The organism is Kitasatospora sp. NPDC048407 (assembly GCF_043200475.1).
Classification (GTDB): Bacteria; Actinomycetota; Actinomycetes; order Streptomycetales; family Streptomycetaceae; genus Kitasatospora.
On the sequence record NZ_JBICXW010000001.1, the window covers coordinates 104,342 to 126,774 of the forward strand.

Consider the following 22,433-nt stretch of genomic DNA (forward strand, 5'->3'; position numbering starts at 1 on the left):
CGTGTCAGACGACGAACTTCTCGTGCTCCACTCCTCGTTCCCACACGGCTTCGAAGGCGCCGGCGCACAGAGCCGTCACCGCCGGGTCCTCGGAGTACTGCGGTTCAAGGGCGGCACCGGGGCCGTCGAAGACGTTGAAGCGAACGGCGCGATCATCCACGAGCCAGAAGTCGTTGCCAGGAAGGGCGATATCCGACGCCTCGGCGCGGGACAGCCATCGCACCTGCTCACCGATCGCCAAGTTCACCACCGTGATGTGGTGTTCATACCGGACATAGTCCGTAACCGGTACGGAGACGACACGGGCTCGACGGACCAGGACCCCTCGGGCGACAGTGCTGCGTACCAGATCGCTCCACCCGGTCCAGTAGTCCGAATCGGGATCAACGTCCACGGACTCACCGCGGTTCCACTTGGCAAGCTCAGCGGCTTCCTCGGCAACGTTGTACTGGTCACGCAGCTCCAGATGCACCGCCGTCCGCTTCGCCGAGTTCAACATCTCGACGAAGCTGGGAACGCTCTGCCTCATCACACGCCTTCCTGAGAATCGGCACCATGCGGGCCGGAATCCGAAGCACACCCTCGTGCGAGGGGATCGTGTTCTCGTGGTCAGGACCATGGCCGGCCGCGAGTACGGCAGCGATCGACGCACCGTCAGCCTTGTAGCTCTGAACCAGCAAGTCTCCGATCTCGTCGTCCACCCAGATGGTCGGGCTGTTCCCCTGACCGGTCTCCGGATCGATCGCAAAGAACCGTACCGTCATGCCTACCCCTCCTGTCACTCCACTTGCGCGATCTTGCATGGCCGTTGGCGCGGGAACCAGAATCGCTCACGAGCGGATGCCGTGTCAGGCGCTTCCTCTTCTGATGAACCGCCAGCTCAACCGCAGTGGCTCTCTGCTGTCCTCGCCGCCCCTCGGGCCAGCGGAAAAGGCCGACCCGCCGCAGCCCCGAGGTCGCTGGCGATCTCGACAACAAGGCCACTCCGAGTAACGAGAGACTCGCTCGGCGGAAGATTCGTATCGGCAGGCACGTACTGGTCTGCGAGCTCGGGATGGGGCCTGGTGCCAGCGGCCGGCGGGGCTGGTCTGGCACGGGCGGGTGGGGGCCGCGGGGCGGGGCCTGGTGCCGGCTGCCCGAGTTCGACTCCGTCGGCGAGCAGCCGGCGGACGGCGGCCTCGGCCTGATGGCGGTAGGGGTGGCGGGAGTGGAAGTGTCCGTTCTCCCGGATCTCGTACATGCCATGCGCGAAGTCGCGTTCGTTGAGGGTGACTTCGAAGCCTCGGTCGTGTCCGGCGCCTGTGACGCTCCAGCGGCCGACACTCACCGCGGACCACGTCAGGGTGATGTCCGCGCCGGTGCGGGCCCGTTCGGCGCGCTCGCGTTCGGCCTGCTTGTGGAGACGCCAGTGCCCACCACCACCCTCCGCCTGCCTGGCAAGCCCGAACCCGTCGTCGTCGCCACGGCGGCCGACCCGGACAGCACGCGACCCAAGGCCGGGCAACTCGCCCTGGACGACACGCGCGAGATCTGCGCCGAGCCCGCGCGCCACTGCGACCACATCGTCCCCGCCTCCGAAGGCGGCAGCGACGACCCCTCGAACCTGCGCGCGCTGTGCGACTGGCACGTACTGCGCAAGGACGCCGCCGACGCCGGCCGCGCCCGCAAGAGGGCTGCCGCGATGCGCTGGCAGCCCGCCCAAACCCACCGACCGCACCCCGGTGAGGTCCGTTGACCTCGATCCGACGCTGAGGGCCCCGCAGGCCGTCCGCGCCGCGCTCATCGATCTGCATGAGACCGAACTCGGCCTCGAAACAGGCGACTTGGTGGCGATCGACATCGCCGCGGCCATGCTCGCCCGCGCCGCGCAGCTCGACGCCGTGGTCAAGCGCGAAGGCCGGATGATCCCCGGTGGCAACCGTGCCGGAATGTTCGTCCTGCACCCCGGCATCGCGCAGGCCCAGACGAACCGGGCGAGCGCGGCCGGCCACCTCGCCAAGATCGGCGGTGAGGGCGACGGCCCCAAGCGCGGCCACAACGCCCGCGACGCCGTCGGCGCCCGTTGGGGCAATCGCGCGTGAAGCACGGCCCCGCTGCTCCGCTAGTCGCAGACGACCGCACGGGCGACATCAACTCGTTACGGAGCGTGGCGAGTTGAGGGTGAGTGGCGGGGTTGGCGCCAGGGCAGGTGTACCGGTAGTCGACGCGATGAAGGGGGCGCGCCGTGGCACGCCGCAAGACCCGGGCCGCAAGGCCCTCGGACGAGGCCCTGCGCATCGCCCGGACGATCGTCTACTACGAAGCAGGCCTGGACTCCGAGGTCCCGCACGGCACGGCCCGTGAACTGTGGGCCCACGACATGAACTTGCCCTTCACGGCCGGTGTGCACGTCTCCGCTGACGCTGCCCGGCTGCTGGAGGAACGGGCCCGCCGCGAGACAGCCAGGATGTGAGCAATCGCCGCAGGCGCGGACGGATTACGGAACCCGGCCAGTCGCCTCTTCACGCCCCTGGCTCACCTGCATGGGTGGTTTGACATCTGATGCCGCAAATGCCGTGGAAGGGCACTCGTAATCTGAGCCTCGTTCGTCGAAAGACAGCTCATGCGGCACTCCTGAGGAGCGCATATGCCCAACTTCCAGCTCGGTGATGTCCCCACGGGCTTCGTGTTCAACGAGAGCGACGGCCTCATCCACTACAGGTACGGCCTTCTCCTCCCCATCCCTCAGCCCAACCAGACCGGCGTATGGGGCGACGCCTACTTCAGCCTCGGCTCCAGCTGGGTCGATGTGCGGCTGAAGGTGCAGTTCCACAACGGTACGACCTGGCTCCCTGCCAAGGACTGGGACGTCAGTCAGGGTGGTGCCCGCGTCACCGAGAAGCTCCCCAGGGGGATTCAGAAGATTCACGTCGGGCGCGTGAAGAAGAGCAGCACCGACGTGGTGGACGACAACCCGGCCGGCTGGCTCATCGAATACGTGTGACGGACCCGCCCCCCGCGCCCCGGACTGGCCTCGCGCCGGGCCGGGGCGCGACGCATTATCTCTCCCTCGTCGCAGGACCACGACTGTGTGACTGAGCCAGGAAGGGCAGACTTGATCATCTACCAGCCGGTTCGCACGATCCCGGACGACGTCCCGCACCCGCACCGCACGCTCGCGGGCGAGTTGCTGCGCTGGTCGGCGCACGCTTTCCGGCCGGACTGGAAGTTCCGCATGTACGACGCGGGCAACAACTGATACTGGGCCGTCGACCACGTCCGCCTGGACACCGGCCCGGTCAGCGGCTGAGCCGGCTGTCGCCCTGTCGTTGGCCTTGTGTCAACGACAGGGCGCCGCACGGCAGTTCAGATGATCTGGATGGACCGGACCCGCGGCGGGTTGTTGGGGAAGGTGATGTCCGTCCAGCGGTCGATGCGCACCGAGTCCCCGTTGACGTCGTAGTAGATCAGGTCGTTGTTGCCGGTGGAGATGCGGTCCACCCACCAGCCGCCGAAGTCGGTGGTGCCGCCGTTGGCGTAGCAGTCCACGCTGTCCCGGCCGTCGAGGTGCGACCAGATCTTCAGGAAGTTCTCGCCACCGACGCACTGGATGTGGTCGATGGCGAACGCGTGGCCGCTCGGCACGGTGATGGTGAACGCGACCGCTGCCGCGAACGCCGTGGCCAGCGAACAGACGACCCTCTTGGTCCTCGAGAACACGGATTCCCCTTTGTGCGAAGCCGGCCGGTGGACGGCCTGCTGCCGCCCGGTCCGGGAGACCTCAACGTAGGGGACCGTCCCCCGTTCGGCGGAGCAACACTCCGGGCGCGAACCGCCCTTGCGCGAGTTCACCCATTCGTGTGAGAAGCGCAGGTCAGTCGCGAGTGAAGAACGGTTTCTGGTCCAGCTGTTGGGGCAGGAAGGCGAGCTGGAGCCCGTTGTCGAGGCGCACCCGCAGGGTGGTGTCGGCGGCCAGGGACTGGGCGAGGCGGGACGCGAGCGGGCGGGGGTCGGCGGTGGGGTCGGCGAGGACGAGGGCCAGGGTGGCGTCGGCCTCGGCGGCCGGGGCGAGGTGGGCGGCGGCGATCTCGGGTTCGGCGGCCAGCAGTTCGCGCAGCGCGCGGTGCACCTCTGGGTCGGTGCGCGGCGGCAGGTAGGGGCGGTTCTCGGCGATGGCGCGCAGGCGGGCGCCGCCGAGCTGGTAGGTGACGGGGCCGGCCGGGTCGACGAGGAGGATGTCGGCGCGCTCGGAGAACGCGACCATCGCGGCCTGCGGGGCGGCCACGGGCGCCGGGCGGGCGTCCGCGCGCCAGCTGGCCATGGTCTCCATCGAGGTGAACGCGGGCAGCGCGCGCCGGCCGTCGGCGGCCTCCAGTACCGGCACCGCCATGTCGCTGGTCTTCTCGCGCTTGTGCCCGTTCTCGTCGTACTCCACCTCCCCCAGCACGGCGACGATCGGCACCATCAGCCGGCTTCGGGTCAGCACGGTCAGCAACTCGCCCTCGGCGGACGGGTCCTGCTGCCAGGCGGCGAGGGCGGCGGCGAGGACGGGGTCGGCAGTGCCGTCGTCCTCGGCGAATCCGGGGTTGGGGATGTTCTTGCGGTCCACCCGTCGAGCGTATGCCACGTTTACGTCCGGGCGGTCGGCGGTGCGGGGGCCGCCGCCGTTCGGGTGGGCCCGGCGGATTTCGCCGCGGGCCCGGCACCGGTGCGGCACGCTGGGCGGGACGGTACTGGTGGAAGGGGAGATCGTGGGTTACGACCCGATGTACGCGGTCCGCACGGCGGCCCAGGCGATGGCCGAAGCAGCAAAGGACGTGGCTGCCGGGCACACCGGATGGGACCGGCCGGCGGACGCCGCCAATTCGCTGGAGCAGATGTCGAAGCTGGCCACCGCCCTGTCGGACCTGCTGCGCCAGCAGGCGGAGGCGCTGCCGGGGCTGACCGCGGATCCGCAGGCCGCGGAGGCGGCCAAGCTGGTCTTTGAGGCGGTCGCCACCGCCACGAAGCTGGGCGAGCAGATCCGGAAGGCCGGCGGCGCGGCGAGCGCCGTTCGCTGATCCCTCCCGGGCGAGGCCCCGACTCCCGTCATGATGATCGGATCGGCCCACCGGGTGTGGGCGAGTCGTCGGACGGGCGGGAGCGGTGCGGGCATGGGTGGGTTGCGGATCGGCGTACTGGTTCCTCTGAGCCGGCCGGGTTGGGTCGAGGCGGGTCAACAGTTGCTGGGCGGAATGGAGTTGGCCGTCCGGGAGATCAACGCGGCGGGCGGCGTGGACGGGCGGCCGGTGGAGCTGCTGGTACGGGACACGGCCGCGGACCCGCAGCGGGCCGCGGCGGCGGTGACCGAGCTGGCCGGACTCCAAGTCGCCGCACTGGCAGGTGAGTTCCACAGTGTGGCGGCCCGCGCGGCCGCGACGCAGGCGGACCGGCTCGGGCTCCCGTTCCTCTGCTCGTCGGCGGTGCTGGACGCCCTGACCGACCACCCGACGGACGTGGTGGCGCGGCTGGCACCCGCCCAGTCGCACGGCTGGCGGGTGTACGCGGATTTCCTGCTGGCCGCCGGGCACCGGCGGATCGCGGTGGTGACCCAGGGCGGCGCGTACTGGGAGTCCGGCACCCACATCCTGCGCGAGCGCCTGTCGGCGGACGGCGGCAGCGTGGTCGAGCTCGGCCCGGCCGACGTGCCCGATGCCTTGGCCGCCACGGGCGCGAGCGCCGTCCTGCTGCTGACGGGCTTCCCGGAGCCGGCCGTGCCGCTCGTCCGGGCCGTCCGCCGGGACCGGCGGCTCTCCGACGTGCTGATCGGCGCCCCGGCCGGGCAGCCCGAATTCGCCGAGTGGGCCCGGCTGTTGGGCGCGGAGGGTGCGGGGGTCCCGTTCCTGCGCTACCTGCCGGAGCGGCTCGCCCCGTCCGGTGCGCGAGTCGCGGACGCCCTGCGCGAACGCCTCGGCGGCGAGCCGTCGTTCGTCGCGTTCGAGGGTTGGGACACCGTCACCGTGCTGGCCGCGATGGCGCGTTCGGGCAACGCCGACTGGTCCGGCGTGCGCGTGACGGGCAGCCGGGGGCCGATCCGGTTCGAGCGGGTGCCCGGGATCGGCGTGTGGCAGTGGGTGTGGGCGCCAGTCCAGGTGGCCGACCGCGATCCGGCGGGGGCGGGGCGGTGGCGGGTGCTGCACACCGGCTGAGACGCGAGCGGCCCGGGGCAGGTGACGTGTGGCGGATGGGGGCGCTGCCTCGGCGGGATCGACGTGTGGCAGTGGGCGTGGGCGCCGGCCCGAGCCGTCGACCGCGACCCGGCCGAGCCCGGGCGATGGCAAGTGCTGCACACCGGTTGAAGCCCAGGCGGGCGCGGGCGCAGCCCCGGCGGGTGGCGGGGATCGGCGAGTGGCAGTGGGCGTGGGCGCCGGCCCGAGCCGTCGACCGCGACCCGGCCGAGCCCGGGCGGTGGCGGGTGTTGCACGCCGGCTGAAGCCCGGGTGGCTGCGGGCAGGTGGCGCGGGGGCGGCCCCAGCAGGTCGTTCGCCGGGCGATGGCGTGCGCGACGTCGGCCACGGCCTTCCATCGAGCGGGCCGGACCGCGCGCGGATGTGGTCCGGCCACGGGCCCGGCTGGAGTTCCTCAGCGGGCCCGTTGCCGTCGAACGGCGGGCTGCGAGATGGATTGCCCGGGCGGAGGACCTACCGCCCGGTAGGGGGATGTGGCAGTCTGCGGCCATGGCTCTCGCTGACACCACCGCGACTCGCGGCGCCGTCTCCGACCGCGCCCGGTACGACCGGGCGACCGCGCATCTGGACGCGCCGCTGGCGATCGTCGATCTGGCGGCGTTCGACGCCAATGCGGCGGATCTGGTGCGGCGGGCGGCGGGGAAGCCGATCCGGGTGGCGTCGAAGTCGGTGCGGTGCCGGGCGTTGCTGGAGCGGGTGTTGGCGCGGGACGGCTTCGCAGGGGTCATGAGTTTCACGCTGGCGGAGTCGTTGTGGCTGGTGCGCAGCGGGTTCTCGGACGTGCTGCTGGCGTACCCGTCGGCGGACCGGGCCGGGTTCGGGCGGTTGACGGCGGATCCGGAGCTGGCGCGGCAGGTCACCGTACTGGTGGACGACGTGGCGCAGTTGGAGCTGATCGACGCGGCCCGGGAGGGTTCGGCGACGGTGCGGGTCTGCCTGGAGCTGGACACCTCGCTGCACCTGCTGGGCGGCCGGGTCCGGGTCGGCGCCCGGCGTTCGCCGCTGCGGACGCCCGAACAGCTGGGCCGGCTGGCCGAGTTGGTGAACGCGCGGCGCGGCTTCGAGGTGGTCGGGCTGATGGCGTACGAGGGCCATGTGGCGGGTGTCGGGGACGCGGTGCCGGGCCGGGCGGTGCGTTCGGCGGCGATCCGGCTGATGCAGTCCAGGGCGCGGACGGAGCTGGCGCGGCGCCGGGCCGAGGTGGTGCGGCGGGTGCGGCAGGTCGCGGATCTGGAGTTCGTCAACGGTGGTGGTACCGGCAGCGTGGAGTCCACGGCGGCGGAGCGCGCGGTGACGGAGGTGGCGGCGGGGTCGGGTCTGTTCGTGCCCCGGCTGTTCGACAACTACCGGTCGTTCCGGGGCCGTCCGGCGGCGCTGTTCGCGCAGCCGGTGGTGCGCCGGCCCGGGGTGGGTGTGGTGACGGTGCTCGGCGGCGGCTACCCGGCGTCCGGCCCGGCGGGGGCGGACCGCTCCCCCGTCCCGTACCTGCCGGCCGGTCTGCGCTACGACCCGCAGGAGGGTGCGGGCGAGGTGCAGACGCCGCTGCTGGGTTCGGCGGCGGACGACCTGCTGATCGGCGACCGGGTGTGGTTCCGGCACGCGAAGGCCGGCGAGCTGTGCGAGCGCTTCGCGCAGTTGCACCTGGTCGAGGGCGACGCGGTGGTGGAGACGGTGCCGACGTACCGCGGCGAGGGCCATACGTTCCTGTAGGGAAGCCGGCGGAAAAATCTTCGGGGGCCGTGTCGAGAACCTCGTCGCGGCTCCGTCCCCGGGGTGAAGGCGACCACAATGGGTCGCGTCACCACCGAGGAGTGAGAACGATGGCGAAGTACCTGCTGCTGAAGCACTACCGCGGCAACCCGCAGGCAGTGAACTGCGTGCCGATGGACGAGTGGACGCCCGCCGAGGTCTCCGCGCACATCCAGTACATGAACGATCTCGCGGACAAGCTGCGGGCCAGCGGCGAGTTCGTGGACGCGCAGGCGCTCGCCCCGCGCGGCACCTGGGTGCGGTCCGACGGCGAGGGCCGGCCGCCGGTCACCGACGGGCCGTTCGCGGAGACCAAGGACCTGATCGCCGGCTGGATGGCGATCGACGTGGACTCCTACGAGCGGGCGCTCGAGGTGGCCGCCGAACTGTCCGCGGCGCCGGGCGCGAACGGCGAGCCGATCCACGAGTGGCTGGAGCTGCGCCCGTTCCTGACCGAGTACCCGGACACCGTCACCGAGTGAACGAACGCGAACAGGACGGCCGGGTGAGTGTGATGGACGAGGCGCGGCTGCGTGTCCTCTACCCCGAGGTGCTGGCCGTCCTGGTCCGCCGGGGCGCGGATTTCGCGGCGGCGGAGGACGCCGTCCAGGAGGCGCTGCTGGAGGCGGTGCGGACCTGGCCGGACGATCCGCCGCGCGACCCGAAGGGCTGGCTGATCACCGTCGGCTGGCGGCGTTTCCTGGACGCGGCCCGGTCCGACGCCTCGCGCCGCCGCCGCGAGGACCTGGTGGACGAGCAGCCGGAGCCCGGCCCGGTGCCGGACGTCGACGACTCCTTGCAGCTGTACTTCCTGTGCGCGCACCCGTCGTTGACGCCGGCCTCGGCGGTGGCGCTGACGCTGCGCGCGGTCGGCGGGCTGACCACGCGGCAGATCGCGCAGGCGTACCTGGTGCCGGAGGCGACGATGGCGCAGCGGATCAGCCGCGCCAAGCGGACGGTGAGCGGGGCGCGGCTGGACCGGCCGGGCGACCTGGCGACGGTGCTGCGGGTGCTGTACCTGGTGTTCAACGAGGGCTACTCGGGGGACGTGGACCTGGCGGCGGAGGCGATCCGGCTGACCCGGCAGCTGGCGGCGCGGATCGACCACCCGGAGGTGTCCGGCCTGCTGGCGCTGATGCTGCTGCACCACGCCCGCCGGGCCGGGCGCACCGCGCCGGACGGCAGTCTCGTCCCGCTGGCCGAGCAGGACCGCACCCGGTGGGACACCGGGCTGATCGCCGAGGGGGTGGCGATCCTGCAGCTGGCGCTGTCCCGCGAACGGCTGGGCGAGTTCCAGGCGCAGGCGGCGATCGCGGCGCTGCACGCGGACGCGCCGAGGGCCGAGGAGACGGACTGGGTGCAGATCGTGGAGTGGTACGACGAGCTGGCCGCGCTGACGGACAGCCCGGTGGTGCGGCTCAACCGGGCCGTCGCCGTCGGCGAGGCGGACGGCCCGCGGGCGGGCCTGGCGGCGCTCGCCGCGCTGGACGGCACGCTGCCCCGGTACACCGCCGCGTCCGCCTACCTGCACGAGCGTTCCGGCGATCTGCGGACGGCGGCCCGGCTGTACACGGAGGCTGCGGCGAAGGCCGGGGCGGTGGCTGAGCGGGACCACCTGGTGCGGCAGGCCGCGCGGCTCAACACCCTGCTGCGTGAGGGGAGTTGAGCCGCGCGGCCACGGTGGTCAGGCGGCGGTGCCGGTGACGGGGCCGCCGCCCTGGAAGGCGGCGATGCCCTTGACGATGGAGTCCATCTGGTCGAGGCCGGGGGCCTTGTCCGCGATGTCGAAGCCCATCCGGACGCCGGTCAGCGCCTTGCCGTCGGCGGTCGGGAAGACCACCGTCTCCACGTAGCCGCCGTTGCCCTTGGACACGTCCACCTGCCAGCGCACCAGGTAGCCGGAGCGGCCGGCCACCGTGACCGCCTCGCTCTTCAGCTCCTTGTGGCCGGTGATGTCGGGGTAGGACTCCTTGGCGGCGGCCTCGATGTCCTGCTGCGCGGCCTGCTTGGCGTCGGTGCCGGTGATCTTGCTGGTGTTGACGCCGCCCAGCGTGCAGGTGTTCGAACCGTCGACGCAGGTGTACTCGCCTACGTACGCGCTGGCGAAGCCGTCCTTGGTGGTGCCGCCCTTCCAGCCGCTGGGGATCGGCAGCGAGACGCCGTTGATGAGGTCGATGGCGAGGTTCGCGTTCGCGCCGCCACCCTTGCCCTTGCCGCCCTTGCCGTCCCCGTTGCCCTGGCCGTTCCCATTGCCCTGGCCGGGCAGGCCCGGCAGGCCGTCGCCGCCCTTCTGCCCGTCGTCCTGGCCGTCGCCGTGGAGCTGGCCGTTCCGCGACCGTTCGGCGGACGCGGACTTGTTCGAGTGCCCGTCCATCGTCAGGTAGGTGACGCCGGAGCCCACCGCCAGGCCGAGCAGCGCGGCCACCGAGGCCGCGATCAGCACCGGCTTGGACGCACGGCGGCGCGGCTTGGCCGGCGGCTGCTCGGCGTACGGCGGCAGCGGCGGGTAGTGGACGGCCTGCCCGGAGGCGTCCAGCACGGTGCCCTCCAGGACGCTGGTGTCCTCGGCGCCGGCCGGCCCGCCGGCCGGGGCCTCGGCGGGCGTGTCCGCGGGCGTGTCGGCGGGGGCTGCCGAGGCCGGGCGGGTGCTGGCGGTCCAGCCCTTGCCGTCCCACCAGCGCTCGGGGCGGGGGTCGCTGTCGGTGTCGACGGGGTCCGGGTACCACCCGGCCGGAATCTGCTGCTCGGTCACACCCATGACCCTAAGCGGCCCCGGATAAGCGGGAAATCAGCGGGCGGCCGGAATCGGGCTCCGGCGATGAGATTCGGGTGAGAATCGCGCACAACCGCCGTTCGGGTGGTCCGGATACGCCGGCCGGGGCGTGCGGGGGCACGCCGGTGGGTGCGTCGCACTACCGGGGGCGCGGCCGGGCGACAGAATCCGCGCCATGACCTCTCGCCCCGTGATCGGCATCAGCACCTTCCTCACCAACGCCGGATGGGGGCGGTGGGACGCCATGCGGTCGGTGCTGCTCCCCGAGCGCTACCCGGCCCTCGTCCAGGAGGTCGGCGGGATCGCCGTCATGCTGCCGCCCGACGCACCCGAGCACGCCGCGGACGCGGTGGCCCGCCTCGACGGCCTGGTGATCGCGGGCGGCGAGGACGTCGCCCCCGCCCTCTACGGTGAACCCGCCCACCCGTTGACGGTCGCCAACGCCCCCGAACGCGACCTCTGGGAAGCCGCGCTGATCCGCGCCGCGCTCGCCTCCGGCACCCCGCTGCTGGGCATCTGCCGGGGCATGCAACTGCTCAACGTGGTCTGCGGCGGCTCACTGATCCAGCACCTGCCGGACGTCGTCGGCGACGGTCTCAGCCACCTCGGCGCGCCGACCGAGTACGGCCGCCACGCGATCCACCCCGTCCCCGGCACCCTGCTCGCCGACCTGCTCCCCGAACCCTCCGTCACCGTCCCCACCTACCACCACCAGGCCGTCGCCCGCCTCGGCAAGGGCCTCACCGTCTGCGCGCGCGCCGCCGACGGCACCGTCGAGGCCGTCGAGGGCGCCGGCTTCACCCTCGGCGTCCAGTGGCACCCCGAACAGGGCGAGGACCTCCGCGTCGCCCGCGCCCTCGTCCACGCCACCCGCCTCCTCCGGGCGCCCGTCCGCGTCCCGGCCGTCTGACACCGGCACCCGCCGGGTCAGGGCGCGCAGTAGCTGTTCAGTTCGTTGATGTCGCGCTTGAGCGCCTCGGTGGCGCCGCCGTTCCAGGGGTGGTCGTCGATGAACTGCTGGGCGTCGTCGCGGACGTCCTGCCAGTCGGTGTCGTCGGTGGGGGCGCCGGCGCTGGCCAGGTCCTGCCGGGTCTGCGCGACGGCGTCGCCGCACATGCTTGCGGGGCGGGCGGTGGCCGGCGCCGCCCAGGCCAGGGTGGCCAGCGGCAGGGCGGCGAGCACGGCGAGAGCGAGCTTGCGAGTCGTGGCGGCCATTCGGGGGCACTCCTTCGTCGACGTTCCGTCATCCGGCCGTCACGGTACGCACCTGTGGCGCCCTTCCGCCGTGCAACACGCCACGGAACCCGGCTACGGAAGCGGAAGGCCGGACAGGGTGGCGAGGGTGCCGAGAGTGCCGGCGGCCAGGAGGCAGGGGACGACGCCGCGGCGGAGGGCGAGCAGCCAGATGGCGGCGAGGGCGAGGATCGCGTACTGCCAGGGGTGGTGCAGGGCGAGGGCCAGCGGGAGTGCGGAGCCGGCGATCGCGCCGATGACGGCGGGGCCGGCGCCGGTGAGGAAGTCCTGGACGGCGGTGTTGGCGCGCAGGCGGTCGAAGTGGGCGGCGCCGAGCAGGACGAGCGCGAAGGACGGGGCGAAGGCCACGAATGCGGCTAGCAGTCCGCCGAGGATGCCCGCGGCGGCGTAGCCGACCACGGCGACGGTCTGGACGACCGGGCCGGGGGTGATCTGGCCGAGGGCGACGGCGTTCAGGAACTGGCCGTCGGTCATCCAGTGGTAGCGGTGCACGGCGTCCTGCTGCATCAGCGGGATGATCACGAAGCCGCCGCCGTAGGACAGCGCGCCGACCTTGAAGGCGACCCAGGCGAGCGCGCCGAGTCCGCCGGTCGCGGCCAGGCCGGGGACAAGCAGCGGGAGCGCCGTACGCGGCGGGGTGTCACCCTCCGGTCGGCGCGTCGCGGGGGCGGCGGTGTCACCCGTTCGGCTGGTTCGGCGGGCGCCGCGCCGGAAGGCGATCTCGGCGGCGCCGGTGGCCAGCAGGACCAGCACCAGCCAGGGGCCGGTGAGGATCGCGGCCGCGGCGCCGAGCAGCAGGTAGCAGGCCCAGCGGATCCGGGCGGGGCCGCCGCCGGAGCGTTGCAGGCTGGCCGGGACGAGCGCGGTCGCGGCCTGCGCGGCGACGGCGGCGACCGCCGCGCCGGCCCCGGCGGCGGCGCCGAGCACCCAGCGCGGCGGGTTGCCGGCCAGGAACAGTGCGGCCAGCAGCAGGATCAGTGCCAGTCCGGGCAGGATGAACGCCGCGCCGCCGACCAGCGCACCGGCCGTGCCGCGCACCCGCCAGGCGGTGAAGATCGCCAGCTGGGTGGAGGCGGGGCCGGGCAGCAGGTTGGTGGCGGCGATACCGTCCTCGAACTCGCTCGCCGCGAGCCAGCCGCGCTGCTCCACGCAGAGCCGGCGCAGCAGCAGGATGTGCGCGGGCGGCCCGCCGAATCCGAGGGCGCCGATCCGGCCCCACTCCTTGGCGATCACCGTCAGCGGCACCTGCTCCGTCATCGCTCCCCCATCTCCCGTTCAACGGCCCGAACACCCGCGCGACCTGCGCGGATGCGGGCCGCACCCTACCTGACCCGAATGGCCTACAAGGGAACGACAACGGTCACCAGTGCAGCCTTTGGATCTTCCTCCGAATTGGGGTTCACTTCCGGTGCGGACACCGGAGCGGAGGGACCTCGATGGCCAAGCACGGGCACGACCACGACGACCACCAGGACGACCACGGCCACGGCGGACACAGCCACAGCCACGCCGTCTCGGCGGACGCGGACCGGCGCTGGCTGTGGAGCGCGCTGATCCTGCTGGTGGTGTTCATGGCCGGCGAGGTGGTGGTCGGCTTCGCCGCGCAGTCGCTGGCGCTGATCTCGGACGCGGCGCACATGCTGACCGACGCCGCGTCGATCGCGCTCGCGCTGGTGGCGATGCGGCTGGCGGCGCGTCCGGCGCGCGGCGGCTACACGTACGGGCTGAAGCGGGCGGAGATCCTGTCCGCGCAGGCGAACGGGGTGACGCTGCTGGTGCTGTCGGCGTGGCTGGGCTACGAGGCGGTCGCCCGGCTGATCGCGCCGCCGGCGGTGACGGGGTCGCTGGTGCTGGTGACGGCGCTGGTGGGCGTGGTGGTGAACATCGCGGCGACCTGGTGCATGTCGAAGGCGAACCGGTCCTCGCTGAACGTGGAAGGCGCGTTCCAGCACGTCCTGACCGACCTGTACGCGTTCATCGCGACGGCGGTGGCGGGTGCGGTGGTGCTGCTCACCGGGTTCGTCCGGGCGGACGCGATCGCCTCGCTGGTGGTGGTAGCACTGATGCTGCGGGCCGGCATCGGGCTGGTGCGGGACTCGGCGCGGATCTTCCTGGAGGCGGCGCCCGCCGGGATCGACCCGGACCAGGTGGCGGACCGGCTGGTGGCCACCGCGCAGGTGGAGGAGATCCACGACCTGCACATCTGGGAGATCACCTCCAACCAGCCCGCACTGTCGGCGCACATCCTGGTCACCCCCGGCGGCGACTGCCACGCCGTGCAGCACGAGTTGCAGCGGCGGCTGCGCGAGGAGTACCGGATCACCCACGCCACCCTCCAGGTCGACCACGTCGGCGAGAGCGGCGCGGACGGGCTGCTGCAGATCTCGTCCAGCTCCTCGGCGGCGGCCGCCGAGGAGGAGGCCCGCGAGCACTGCGCGGACGCGCACGGGCCGGTGCACCGCTCGGGGCCGCACCCGCACTGAGGCCGTGCAAGTGCCGGCCCGGACCTCTCGGCAGGGCCCGGCTGTCACCGGCATGCGGCATGATCGGGGGGTGACCGCACCCACCGCACCGCGCCTGATGCTGCTCGACACCGCCAGCCTCTACTTCCGCGCCTACTTCGGCGTGCCGGATTCGCTGCGCTCGCCGCAGGGCGAGCCGGTGAACGCGGTGCGCGGGCTGCTGGACTTCATCGCCCGCCTGGTCCAGGAGCACCGGCCGGACCACCTGGTGGCCTGCATGGACGCCGACTGGCGCCCGCAGTGGCGGGTCGATCTGATCCCCACCTACAAGACCCACCGGGTGGCGGAGGCCGCGACCGCCGGCGAGGAGGAGGTGCCGGACACCCTCGCCCCGCAGGTCCCGGTGATCGAGCAGGTGCTGGACGCCATCGGCCTGGCCCGCGTCGGCGTCCCCGGCTACGAGGCCGACGATGTGATCGGCACCCTGGCCACTCGTGCCACCGGCCCGGTCGAGATCGTCACTGGCGACCGGGAGACTGCAGATTACCAATCTGCACGCGTCCTGATCGTGACAGGGGACAGAGACCTCTTCCAGCTGGTCGACGACGCCCGCGGCGTCCAGGTCCTCTACCCCGTCAAGGGCGTCGGCAACGCCGAGGTCATCACCGAGGCCGCCCTCCTCGGCAAGTACGGCGTCACCGGCCCCGAGTACGCCGACATGGCCGCCCTGCGAGGCGACCCCAGCGACGGCCTGCCCGGCGTCAAGGGCATCGGCGAGAAGACCGCCACCCAGCTCATCCGCGAGTACGGCAACCTCGCCGGCATCCGCGCCGCGGCTGCGGACCCCGCCTCCAAGCTCACCCCAGCCCGCCGCAGGAACCTCCTCGAAGGCGCCGCCTACCTCGACGTCGCCCCGACCGTCGTCCGCGTCGCCACCGACATCCCCCTCCCCGCCTTCGACCCCGCCCTCCCCCGCGAACCCCTCGACCCCATGGCCTTGGAAGAGCTCTCCACCCGCTGGGGCCTCGGCACTTCCCTCACCCGCCTCCTCGACACCCTCGCGGCCACCCGCTGACGAGGATCGGCAGGACACCGGCGTCCGGCGACCCCCTTGCCGACCGCACAGCACATGCGCACCCGAACGGGAGCCGTACAGCTCACTGACAATCAGAAGCCGTTGTCGTACCGGTCTTGGTGGACGTGGGTTCGACTGGAACAGCTCGGTCGGGTGATCTTGCCGCGTGCCGAGCATGAAGACAGCGCCTCTGGTGCAGCTCGGGGTTGTCGGGACCTCGAGTGCGCCAAGAGGCCCTGTTGTCGCAGTTGTACGCCGAAGAGAGGACACGACACCCCGACTCTGCCACCGAATCTCCGGCACTATGCCTGACCAGCGGAAACGCACCCGTCACTCTCGGAAAGACAACGGCTTCCAACAGCCGGCCCGTGTCCGTGCTGGCCCGCAGTCATCTCTGATCTGGGCCTTGCGGTCGTTGCAGGAATCCACCTCTGGGGCTTCGAGATCGGAACGGTTCGCCGCACTGCAACGTCGACAGCCTCGTCGTTCCGCCCGGCGATGGGCTTCGGAGTGGTCGACTCCACGACCGACGTCACCGTGCCCATCGCCGTACCGATCTCGCGCAGTGGGGCGTTCGCGTTCGACGGAGTCACCTACGCCGCAAAGCGGCCAACCTATGCAGCGGCACTCGGCGCCCCGGAGGACCGTACAGGAAGGGCATGCCCCCGGCTTACCCGCTTCCATTTACCGGAGATCAGACCACAGCGGGGAGGATGCCGCGCGGCCAATGGCCAAGCCAGAACACTGCCGTGGACGGCTCGGGTTGGTCCTCGGTCGAGCCGTCGTGGGGCAGTAGTTCGGTGGGGGCGATGTAGCCCTCGCCCGGGGCCAGCCGGATGCGGAAGGCGCGCAGCGGCTGCCGGCCGGCGACGTAGGCCCGCAGGTCGTCGGTGTGGGGGTAGCGGCTGGCAGGGTCGGCGTAGAGGGTGCGGCAGATGGTGCGGATGTCGAGGTCGGCGAGCAGGAGGTAGCGGGTGCCGGGGCCGAGGTTGAAGCACAGGCGCCGTCGGCCGGTGTGCTTGGACTCGTAGTCCAGGCGGTCCCAGTTGTCGACGTGCAGTCCGATGCGGCGGCCGTCCTGGTAGTTGGGAGTGGTGGTCAGGGCCTTGGCGGGGCTGGCGGCCTGACCGAGGTGAACGGCGTCCGGATCTCCGAGCGGGTCGGCCAAGGCCGCCAGGCTCGCGGGCACCGGACCGTCGGGGAGCTTGACCAACTCGACCAGCGTGTCGTCGGCGGTCTGGGCGCTGGGCATGAGCCGTGCGGCCAGGTCGGCCGTCAGGGGTTGCCAGGGGCCGGCCGGAAGGACAGCCCCTGGCTCGTACTCCGGCTCACTGCCGGCGATGCGGACCCCGGTGGTCTCGCAACGGGCGATGAGGGCGGCGGGGTCGGTGTGGGCGATGGCGAGGTGCAATCCGGGCTCCTCCCGGTTCGGGTCACCGGTGCTGGTTCAGGGTGTCGCCGAAGGTCACGTCCAGCTCCGCGATCAGAGCTTCGGCGAGCTCGGCCTGCTGGGACCGGTCGATGACCACCTTGGCGAGGTGCGTGACACCCCGCAGCGAGGTCAGGTCGTTGCCCCGCAGGTCCAGGCCCTGGTACTTGCCCCGCCCGAACTCCGCCAGCCGCAGCGTGCACGCGTCCAGGACCACTCCGGTCAGGTCGCAGCCGGTGAACGAGGCTTCGGTGAGCGCGCACTTGGAGAACGCGACCGGCCCGGTGGCCCGGACCTGTTCGAAGCTCGCGTAGTCGAGCTTGCAGTTCTCGAAGAGCACGTTGTCCAGGGCCACGCCGGTGAGGCTGGCATCCATGATCTTGCAGTTCCGGAAGACGACGCGGGACAGCTTGCTGTCGGCGATGCGGGCGGTGGCCAGGTCGCAGGTGTCGAACTCGACGGAGTCCAGGCGGACCTTGTCGAGCTGGACGCGATCGGCCCGCAGCCCCCTGACGCGGCCGGTGATGAGGCTGGTGTCGGACAGGTCCAGGTCCCGCAGGTCGGCGTCGCCGTACTGGAAGTCCTGGACGATGCCCCGGGCGGAGTCCAGGGACGCGACGTTGGACAGGTAGAGGCCGGGCTCGTCCAGGGTGGGCAGGGTGACGGTGACGCGGCCGAAGGTGATGCTGTCCACGGGTGGGGCTCCGCTCTGTCGGGCCGGGCCCGCACCGCGCGGTGCGGGCCCGGGTGCTCAGGTGGTGCTACTTGCTGGTCTTGTTGTCCCAGGTCGGCCGGTTGTCGAACGACGAGCCGACGTTGTCCCAGGTCGGCCGGTTGTCGAACTTGGCGACCGCGATCGGGTGACTGGACGTCAGGTGGGCAACCACGGGGGAATCAGTGACGGCCAGCAGTTCGAGGATGGTCATGCTGCTTGCTCCTCTCGGACGGTATCGGACAGTGCGGTGACGAGGGCCTGCCTGGACACGCGGCAGTAGTTGGTTTCGGTGGTGTCCAGGCGCCCGTTCTCGAAGTAGCGATTGCCGGCTTGGGCTCCCCGACAGAAGCCGAAGAACTCGCACCGGGCCTCGCACTCGTCCAGGCCGGTCAGGAACTCGCGCACGTACCGCAGGTGGTGCGCGCGGTCCAGCATGGAGCCGATGGTCAGCTCCAGGACGTTGCCGGCCCGGAAGTCGTTGTATGCCGGGTCTCTGATGCCGGCGAGCTCGGGCGAGAGCAGGACCACGTCCCCGGCAGCGGAGACGGTTGGGATCGGGTCGATCAGCGCGTCATCCCACGCGGCCAGACCCGTTGCACGGGCGGACCGCAGGTAGCTGCCGAGCCGATCGACCTCGCGGACGGTCAGCTCGCGATACCGCCTCGACCAGGCGATGGCGCGGCGCCAGAACTCGCGGGCCTGTTCGACGGTGGGCACCGTCCGGCCGGTATTGACGCCCTCGGTCTCCTCCATGTTCAGCCCGACGCTGTGGCATCCCAGGCCCGCCATGAAGTCCAGCAACCCTTCTGGGTCGAGGATGCTCTCCGCGCTGACGACTGCGATCGCGGAGAACCGGACCCCGTGCTCCCGAAGGCACCCGATGCCCTTCATGATCCGATCGAAGGCCGGACGTCCGGCCCAGTCGACGCGCTGGCGGTTGAGGGCGGCCGGGCCGTCGATGCTCACCCCGATCCGGAACCCGTACTCGGTCAGGAAGTCGCACCAGGCAGGGTTGATCAGCACCGCGTTGGTCTGCACCGAGTGCTCGACCAGGCCGGCCTGCCGCAGCGGCTCGAACGGGGCCAGCAACTCCGCCAGGCGCTGCCGCCCCACGGCCAGCGGCTCGCCCGCGTGCCACAGGATCTCGATGGGCGAGGAGGTCGTGGTGTCGGCGAACTCGGCAATCGAGCGGGCCACCGCCTCAGCGACCGCCACCGGCATCGGTGTGCGCCGGCCTCGGTCGGGCAGGTAGCAGTAGGTGCAGTTGAGGTTGCAGAAGCCGTCGGGCTGCACGACCACCGTGTTCGGGCGGCGGGCGATGCGGCGCCGGTATCGGGCCAGGGTCTGCATCGTGCTGGCTCCTCGCTCGGTCAGAGGGATTCGGTGGCCGGGTCGGCGTCCGGCGCGCTGGCGGTGAGCGGCTGGTACTGAGGCGGCTAATGCTCGACCAGGTAGCCGAGCAGACCGAGCACGACGAGGTGGCCGGACACCACCGGGGCCTTCAGGGTGTCGCCGAGCAGGTCACGGTCGGGGTTGCGGTGCTGGGCGCTCATGCCACGGCCCCAAGTTCGGCGTGAACGGTCTTGCCGTTCGGCAGTTGGTCAGCGCCCCAACGGCCGCCGGTAAGGTGGTGGACCAGCGCGATACCCCGACCGCCCTCGTCCTGCCCGTCGGCCTTGACCATGACCGGCAGGATGCGGCAGCCGTCGGTGACACGGATCTGGACCGCCTTCTCGGTGAGCCGTTCGATCTCGACCCGCATCCGCAGCCGACAGCCGGTCTTGGCCGCGTTGGTCGCCAGCTCCGAGACAATCACCTGGGCGTCCTCGACCAGGTGCTCCAGGCCCCAGACCGCAAGCTGCCCGCGCACCAGCCGACGAGCGGCAGACACGGACTCGGCCCGATAAGGCAGGTCCACGCCGACCGACTCGGTACCGCTGGTGGCTGCGGTCACGGCGGCCGTTGGCTCGGCTCCCGAAGGCATGCCAGCAGTGAAGGCCATGGCGGAACTCCTGGTTGGAGTGTGGTTGAGGGTTGGCCGGTGCCAGGCTCGGAACACAGGACGGGCCTGACACCGGATGCCGTCCCCGAGAGGAGGACGACCTCGCGTAACCAGTGAACGACCGTCAGCTACGGGCCGGTGAGGCAAAGTACGAGTGCCTCTGGTCCGGGTGCGACCGGAAAACTTGACCGCCTCATTACCCGACCCCCTGCACACCACGTCACACCGCAACTACGTTGATCGCATGGTGGCCAACGTCGCACTCCGCCTCCGGATGGCCGAACGCCGCATGACGAAGGCAGAGTTAGCCCGCGAAGTGAACGCCGAGGTCGAGATCCTCACCGGGAAGCTCGGCACGGTGTCAGAGCGCACGGTCCACAACTGGCTGACTGGTCAGACCCGTTGGCCGCCTGCGAAGATCCGCCTTGCGCTCACGGCAGTATTCGACTGCCCGCCCGAGGAACTGGGCTTCGTCCCCACAGGACGGGCCCGAAGCAGCACATCGGAGGAAGACGTGAGGCGACGCGACTTCGTAGCAGCCGCCGGAGGCACCGCCGTGGCCGCACTCACGGGCGCCGCGGCCGGACCGCGTCGGATCGGGATCGGCGACGTCCAACAGTTGCAGGCCCGCTTCGCCGAGGTCGTCGCCAGCGACCACCGCCACGGCGGTCGCCTCAGCATCGAAACCCGGGCCGGCCAACTGGCCGACGAAGCCCTCGCCCTCCAGGAGCGCGGCACCGCTACCCAGCGGATCAGAGCTCAGCTGTATGCCAGCGCGGCCTCCTTCATGTCGAGCGCGATGTGGGCCGCCATCGACGGCCGCCGCTTCGACGCCGCTCTCCAGCACCATCAGAAGGCCGCCTCCCTGGCAGCCATGTCCGGTGACTCGTCCATCCAGTTCCGCATCTGGTCCCACGCCGGCAGCCTCTACCGGCATCTCGGCCGGCCCGGTGACGCGCTCGCGGCCAACGACGTGGCCCGCAACCTGCCCATCGCCCGGCGCGACCCGTTGTTCGCTTCCCTCGGACACGCCCGCCACGCAGCCATCCACGGCCTGACCGGAGACACCAATGCGGTGCGACGCTCCCTGGGGCGCGCGCAGGAGGCCCTTGACCGAGCCGACTCCGGCGCTTCCCGCCCACTGTGGATAACAGCCTTCTACGACCAGGCCGAACTCGACTCCCTGGCCCTCGCCGCCTACCTCTCAGCCGGCAGTTGGGAGGAAGCGGAAGCTCACGCGCACCGCAGTATGGCGCTTCGCCGGGGCGCCATGCAGCGCTCGCACGCGATCACCACCGTCCGCCTCGCCCACGCCCAGCTCGGCCAGGGCGACCTCGAACCCGCTGTCGTCACCGCCATGTCGGTCCCGGCGGAGGTCTCCGCCCACCCCCGCGTCACCGGCATGCTGAACGCCTTCGGCGCCAAGCTGAGCGACCTGGCCGATGGCAGCAACCTGGCCCGCTCTTGGGCCGAGTACGCATACAACGCCAGGAGGACCACCGCGTGACGATCGAGCTCCGCCACCACACCGACCTCACCGCACAGGCCCGCCAGGACCTGCTGGACGTCTACGCCGACGTGCGAGCACCCTTGCTGCACCTGGCCAACTACCGCGTTCAGACATTCGCCGAGCGCCTCGAGCGGCACGCCGCCGAGCCCGGCTTCGAACTCGTCCTCGGCTACGACGGCGACGTCCCGGTCGGCTACGCCTACGGCAACACCGCCGACGCCGACGACCGGTACTGGAAGCGCATGACCGAACCGCTGCCCGACGGCTTCACCGACACCCCCGTGCTGATCATCAAGGAGATCGGCGTCCGCACCCCCTGGCGCGGTACCGGTACCGCCCGGCGCATCCACGACGAACTCCTCGCCCACCGCGCCGAGGACCGCGTCACCCTGATGGTCAATCCACTCGCCGGGGACGGCAAGGTCCAGGCCCTGTACGAGTCCTGGGGATACCAGGCCATCAACAGCCAGCAGCCTTCACCTGACTCGCCCCGGCTCACCGCCATGGTCCGCCCACGCTGACTCCAGCGCAGGAGCGCTGCAATGTCCAGCGTGATCGGGCGCGAGCCAGCTACGTAGCCATGGCCGGCTTCCTTCTACACCAGGTGCGAGACCTTCTCGGACCCCTTGACCACGCTGACGCGTGCACCGACAACGGCTCTGAGAATGTCCGAATCCTCGCAGGTCAGACCGGGTTTCGCGGGTTGGGAAACTTCTGCCTCCCGCGACCGCGACCTGTTCCAACTGGTCGACGACGCCCGCGCGGTGACGGTGCTGTACCCGGCGAAGGGCATCGGCGCGGCGCAGCGCATGGACGACGCGGCACTGCTGGAGAAGTACGGCGTCCCGGGTTCGTCCTACGCCGACCTGGCGGCGCTGCGCGGCGACGCGAGCGACGGCCTGCCGGGTGTGAAGGGCATCGGCGAGAAGACCGCCACCCAGCTGATCCAGACCTACGGCGACCTGACGGCCGTCCGCGCGGCCGCCGCCGACCCGGCCTCGAAGCTGACGCCGGCCCGCCGCAGGAACCTCCTCGAGGCGGCCCCGTACCTGGACGTCGCGCCGACCGTGGTCCGGGTCGCCACCGACATCCAACTCCCGCCGTTCGACCCGCAGTTGCCCCGCGAGCCGCGGGACCCGATGGCGCTCGAGTCGCTCGCCGAGCGCTGGAATCTGGGCACCTCCCTGACCCGGGTTCTGGAGGTGCTGGCGGCCCGCTAGATCCCACCTGCCGTCGGGCGCCCACGGCCGTGGGCGCC

At 71.7% G+C, this 22,433-nt stretch carries 27 protein-coding genes and 1 pseudogene; 16 read left to right on the forward strand and 12 right to left on the reverse strand.

The features are described 5' to 3' along the window. Positions 1-4: 4 nt before the first annotated feature. A complete protein-coding gene (locus tag ACGFWJ_RS00555; RefSeq protein ID WP_392943798.1) occupies positions 5-529 on the reverse strand; it encodes a DUF6879 family protein in 525 nt (174 codons plus the stop codon). Continuing rightward, the gene (locus ACGFWJ_RS00560) at positions 453-764 is read right to left on the reverse strand and encodes a hypothetical protein (RefSeq protein ID WP_392943800.1); all 312 of its coding nucleotides are present in this window, start codon (positions 762-764) and stop codon (positions 453-455) included. Before ACGFWJ_RS00560 ends, ACGFWJ_RS00555 begins: the two co-directional genes overlap by 77 nt. 644 nt (positions 765-1,408) lie before the next feature. Between ACGFWJ_RS00560 and ACGFWJ_RS00565 the strand changes: the two genes are divergently transcribed. The 5 genes from ACGFWJ_RS00565 (at position 1,409) to ACGFWJ_RS00585 (ending at position 3,238) form a co-directional block, all read left to right on the forward strand. Further along, positions 1,409-1,735 carry an HNH endonuclease gene (locus ACGFWJ_RS00565; RefSeq protein ID WP_392943802.1) on the forward strand — a complete coding sequence of 109 codons (327 nt, stop codon included), beginning with the start codon at positions 1,409-1,411 and terminating at the stop codon, positions 1,733-1,735. Further along, on the forward strand, positions 1,722-2,081 hold the full coding sequence (locus ACGFWJ_RS00570; protein WP_392943804.1) for a hypothetical protein: 360 nt from the start codon (positions 1,722-1,724) through the stop codon (positions 2,079-2,081). The genes ACGFWJ_RS00565 and ACGFWJ_RS00570 overlap by 14 nt, the downstream gene beginning before the upstream one ends. Positions 2,082-2,224: 143 nt before the next feature. Beyond that, positions 2,225-2,452: a hypothetical protein gene (locus tag ACGFWJ_RS00575; protein WP_392943806.1), complete on the forward strand. Its 228-nt coding sequence runs from the start codon at positions 2,225-2,227 to the stop codon at positions 2,450-2,452. A gap of 174 nt (positions 2,453-2,626) precedes the next feature. After that, entirely contained in the window at positions 2,627-2,983 is a 357-nt protein-coding gene (locus ACGFWJ_RS00580; protein ID WP_392943808.1) for a hypothetical protein, read from the forward strand. A 111-nt stretch (positions 2,984-3,094) separates the two neighbouring features. Continuing rightward, positions 3,095-3,238, forward strand: a complete 144-nt coding sequence (locus ACGFWJ_RS00585) for a hypothetical protein (RefSeq protein WP_392943810.1) — start codon at positions 3,095-3,097, stop codon at positions 3,236-3,238. Positions 3,239-3,345: 107 nt separating this feature from the next. On the opposite strand, the gene ACGFWJ_RS00590 is transcribed toward ACGFWJ_RS00585, so the two are convergent. After that, positions 3,346-3,699, reverse strand: coding sequence for a beta/gamma crystallin domain-containing protein (locus ACGFWJ_RS00590; RefSeq protein ID WP_387633804.1), 354 nt, complete (start codon positions 3,697-3,699; stop codon positions 3,346-3,348). A gap of 154 nt (positions 3,700-3,853) precedes the next feature. Further along, on the reverse strand, positions 3,854-4,588 hold the full coding sequence (locus ACGFWJ_RS00595) for an SseB family protein (protein ID WP_392943812.1): 735 nt from the start codon (positions 4,586-4,588) through the stop codon (positions 3,854-3,856). Between the two features lie 142 nt (positions 4,589-4,730). Here ACGFWJ_RS00595 and ACGFWJ_RS00600 point away from each other — a divergent pair, with 142 nt between their 5' ends. From ACGFWJ_RS00600 to ACGFWJ_RS00620, 5 genes are all read left to right on the forward strand, one after another. Continuing rightward, complete coding sequence (locus ACGFWJ_RS00600) at positions 4,731-5,039, forward strand: hypothetical protein (RefSeq protein ID WP_392943814.1); 309 nt, start codon at positions 4,731-4,733, stop codon at positions 5,037-5,039. Positions 5,040-5,132: 93 nt separating this feature from the next. Further along, positions 5,133-6,167: an ABC transporter substrate-binding protein gene (locus ACGFWJ_RS00605; protein WP_392943816.1), complete on the forward strand. Its 1,035-nt coding sequence runs from the start codon at positions 5,133-5,135 to the stop codon at positions 6,165-6,167. A 528-nt stretch (positions 6,168-6,695) separates the two neighbouring features. Then, a complete protein-coding gene (locus ACGFWJ_RS00610) occupies positions 6,696-7,916 on the forward strand; it encodes an alanine racemase (protein ID WP_392943818.1) in 1,221 nt (406 codons plus the stop codon). 110 nt (positions 7,917-8,026) lie between these two features. Further along, complete coding sequence (locus tag ACGFWJ_RS00615; RefSeq protein ID WP_387633814.1) at positions 8,027-8,437, forward strand: YciI family protein; 411 nt, start codon at positions 8,027-8,029, stop codon at positions 8,435-8,437. 32 nt (positions 8,438-8,469) lie between these two features. Continuing rightward, entirely contained in the window at positions 8,470-9,621 is a 1,152-nt protein-coding gene (locus ACGFWJ_RS00620) for an RNA polymerase sigma factor (RefSeq protein WP_392945433.1), read from the forward strand. Between the two features lie 18 nt (positions 9,622-9,639). On the opposite strand, the gene ACGFWJ_RS00625 is transcribed toward ACGFWJ_RS00620, so the two are convergent. After that, positions 9,640-10,707 (reverse strand): DUF2510 domain-containing protein, encoded by a 1,068-nt coding sequence (locus ACGFWJ_RS00625; RefSeq protein WP_392943820.1) that lies wholly within the window; start codon positions 10,705-10,707, stop codon positions 9,640-9,642. A 196-nt stretch (positions 10,708-10,903) separates the two neighbouring features. Between ACGFWJ_RS00625 and ACGFWJ_RS00630 the strand changes: the two genes are divergently transcribed. After that, the gene (locus ACGFWJ_RS00630) at positions 10,904-11,638 is read left to right on the forward strand and encodes a gamma-glutamyl-gamma-aminobutyrate hydrolase family protein (RefSeq protein ID WP_392943822.1); all 735 of its coding nucleotides are present in this window, start codon (positions 10,904-10,906) and stop codon (positions 11,636-11,638) included. Positions 11,639-11,655: 17 nt separating this feature from the next. Here ACGFWJ_RS00630 and ACGFWJ_RS00635 read toward each other — a convergent pair whose 3' ends face one another. Together ACGFWJ_RS00635 and chrA are read right to left on the reverse strand one after the other, a co-directional pair. Then, the gene (locus ACGFWJ_RS00635) at positions 11,656-11,943 is read right to left on the reverse strand and encodes a hypothetical protein (RefSeq protein WP_392943824.1); all 288 of its coding nucleotides are present in this window, start codon (positions 11,941-11,943) and stop codon (positions 11,656-11,658) included. Between the two features lie 93 nt (positions 11,944-12,036). After that, complete coding sequence (gene chrA, locus ACGFWJ_RS00640; protein WP_392943826.1) at positions 12,037-13,239, reverse strand: chromate efflux transporter; 1,203 nt, start codon at positions 13,237-13,239, stop codon at positions 12,037-12,039. A gap of 179 nt (positions 13,240-13,418) precedes the next feature. Here chrA and ACGFWJ_RS00645 point away from each other — a divergent pair, with 179 nt between their 5' ends. Both ACGFWJ_RS00645 and ACGFWJ_RS00650 read left to right on the forward strand, forming a co-directional pair. Next, complete coding sequence (locus tag ACGFWJ_RS00645) at positions 13,419-14,465, forward strand: cation diffusion facilitator family transporter (protein WP_392943828.1); 1,047 nt, start codon at positions 13,419-13,421, stop codon at positions 14,463-14,465. 97 nt (positions 14,466-14,562) lie between these two features. Then, entirely contained in the window at positions 14,563-15,519 is a 957-nt protein-coding gene (locus ACGFWJ_RS00650; protein WP_392945435.1) for a 5'-3' exonuclease H3TH domain-containing protein, read from the forward strand. A 694-nt stretch (positions 15,520-16,213) separates the two neighbouring features. On the opposite strand, the gene ACGFWJ_RS00655 is transcribed toward ACGFWJ_RS00650, so the two are convergent. From ACGFWJ_RS00655 to ACGFWJ_RS00675, 5 genes are all read right to left on the reverse strand, one after another. Continuing rightward, a complete protein-coding gene (locus ACGFWJ_RS00655; protein WP_392943830.1) occupies positions 16,214-16,930 on the reverse strand; it encodes a hypothetical protein in 717 nt (238 codons plus the stop codon). A gap of 22 nt (positions 16,931-16,952) precedes the next feature. Further along, a complete protein-coding gene (locus ACGFWJ_RS00660; protein WP_392943832.1) occupies positions 16,953-17,642 on the reverse strand; it encodes a pentapeptide repeat-containing protein in 690 nt (229 codons plus the stop codon). Between the two features lie 67 nt (positions 17,643-17,709). Continuing rightward, the gene (gene amcA, locus ACGFWJ_RS00665) at positions 17,710-17,874 is read right to left on the reverse strand and encodes a multiple cyclophane-containing RiPP AmcA (protein ID WP_392943834.1); all 165 of its coding nucleotides are present in this window, start codon (positions 17,872-17,874) and stop codon (positions 17,710-17,712) included. Beyond that, complete coding sequence (amcB, locus tag ACGFWJ_RS00670; protein WP_392943836.1) at positions 17,871-19,013, reverse strand: cyclophane-forming radical SAM peptide maturase AmcB; 1,143 nt, start codon at positions 19,011-19,013, stop codon at positions 17,871-17,873. The genes amcA and amcB overlap by 4 nt, the downstream gene beginning before the upstream one ends. Positions 19,014-19,212: 199 nt before the next feature. Next, positions 19,213-19,665, reverse strand: coding sequence for an ATP-binding protein (locus tag ACGFWJ_RS00675; RefSeq protein WP_392943838.1), 453 nt, complete (start codon positions 19,663-19,665; stop codon positions 19,213-19,215). A 244-nt stretch (positions 19,666-19,909) separates the two neighbouring features. Here ACGFWJ_RS00675 and ACGFWJ_RS00680 point away from each other — a divergent pair, with 244 nt between their 5' ends. The 3 genes and pseudogenes from ACGFWJ_RS00680 to ACGFWJ_RS00690 form a co-directional block, all read left to right on the forward strand. Beyond that, entirely contained in the window at positions 19,910-21,172 is a 1,263-nt protein-coding gene (locus ACGFWJ_RS00680) for an XRE family transcriptional regulator (protein WP_392943840.1), read from the forward strand. Continuing rightward, positions 21,169-21,696, forward strand: coding sequence for a GNAT family N-acetyltransferase (locus ACGFWJ_RS00685; RefSeq protein WP_392943842.1), 528 nt, complete (start codon positions 21,169-21,171; stop codon positions 21,694-21,696). The genes ACGFWJ_RS00680 and ACGFWJ_RS00685 overlap by 4 nt, the downstream gene beginning before the upstream one ends. Before the next feature lie 204 nt (positions 21,697-21,900). Next, a pseudogene (locus ACGFWJ_RS00690) lies at positions 21,901-22,395 on the forward strand (5'-3' exonuclease H3TH domain-containing protein); the annotation flags it as partial. Between the last annotated feature and the right edge of the window lie 38 nt (positions 22,396-22,433).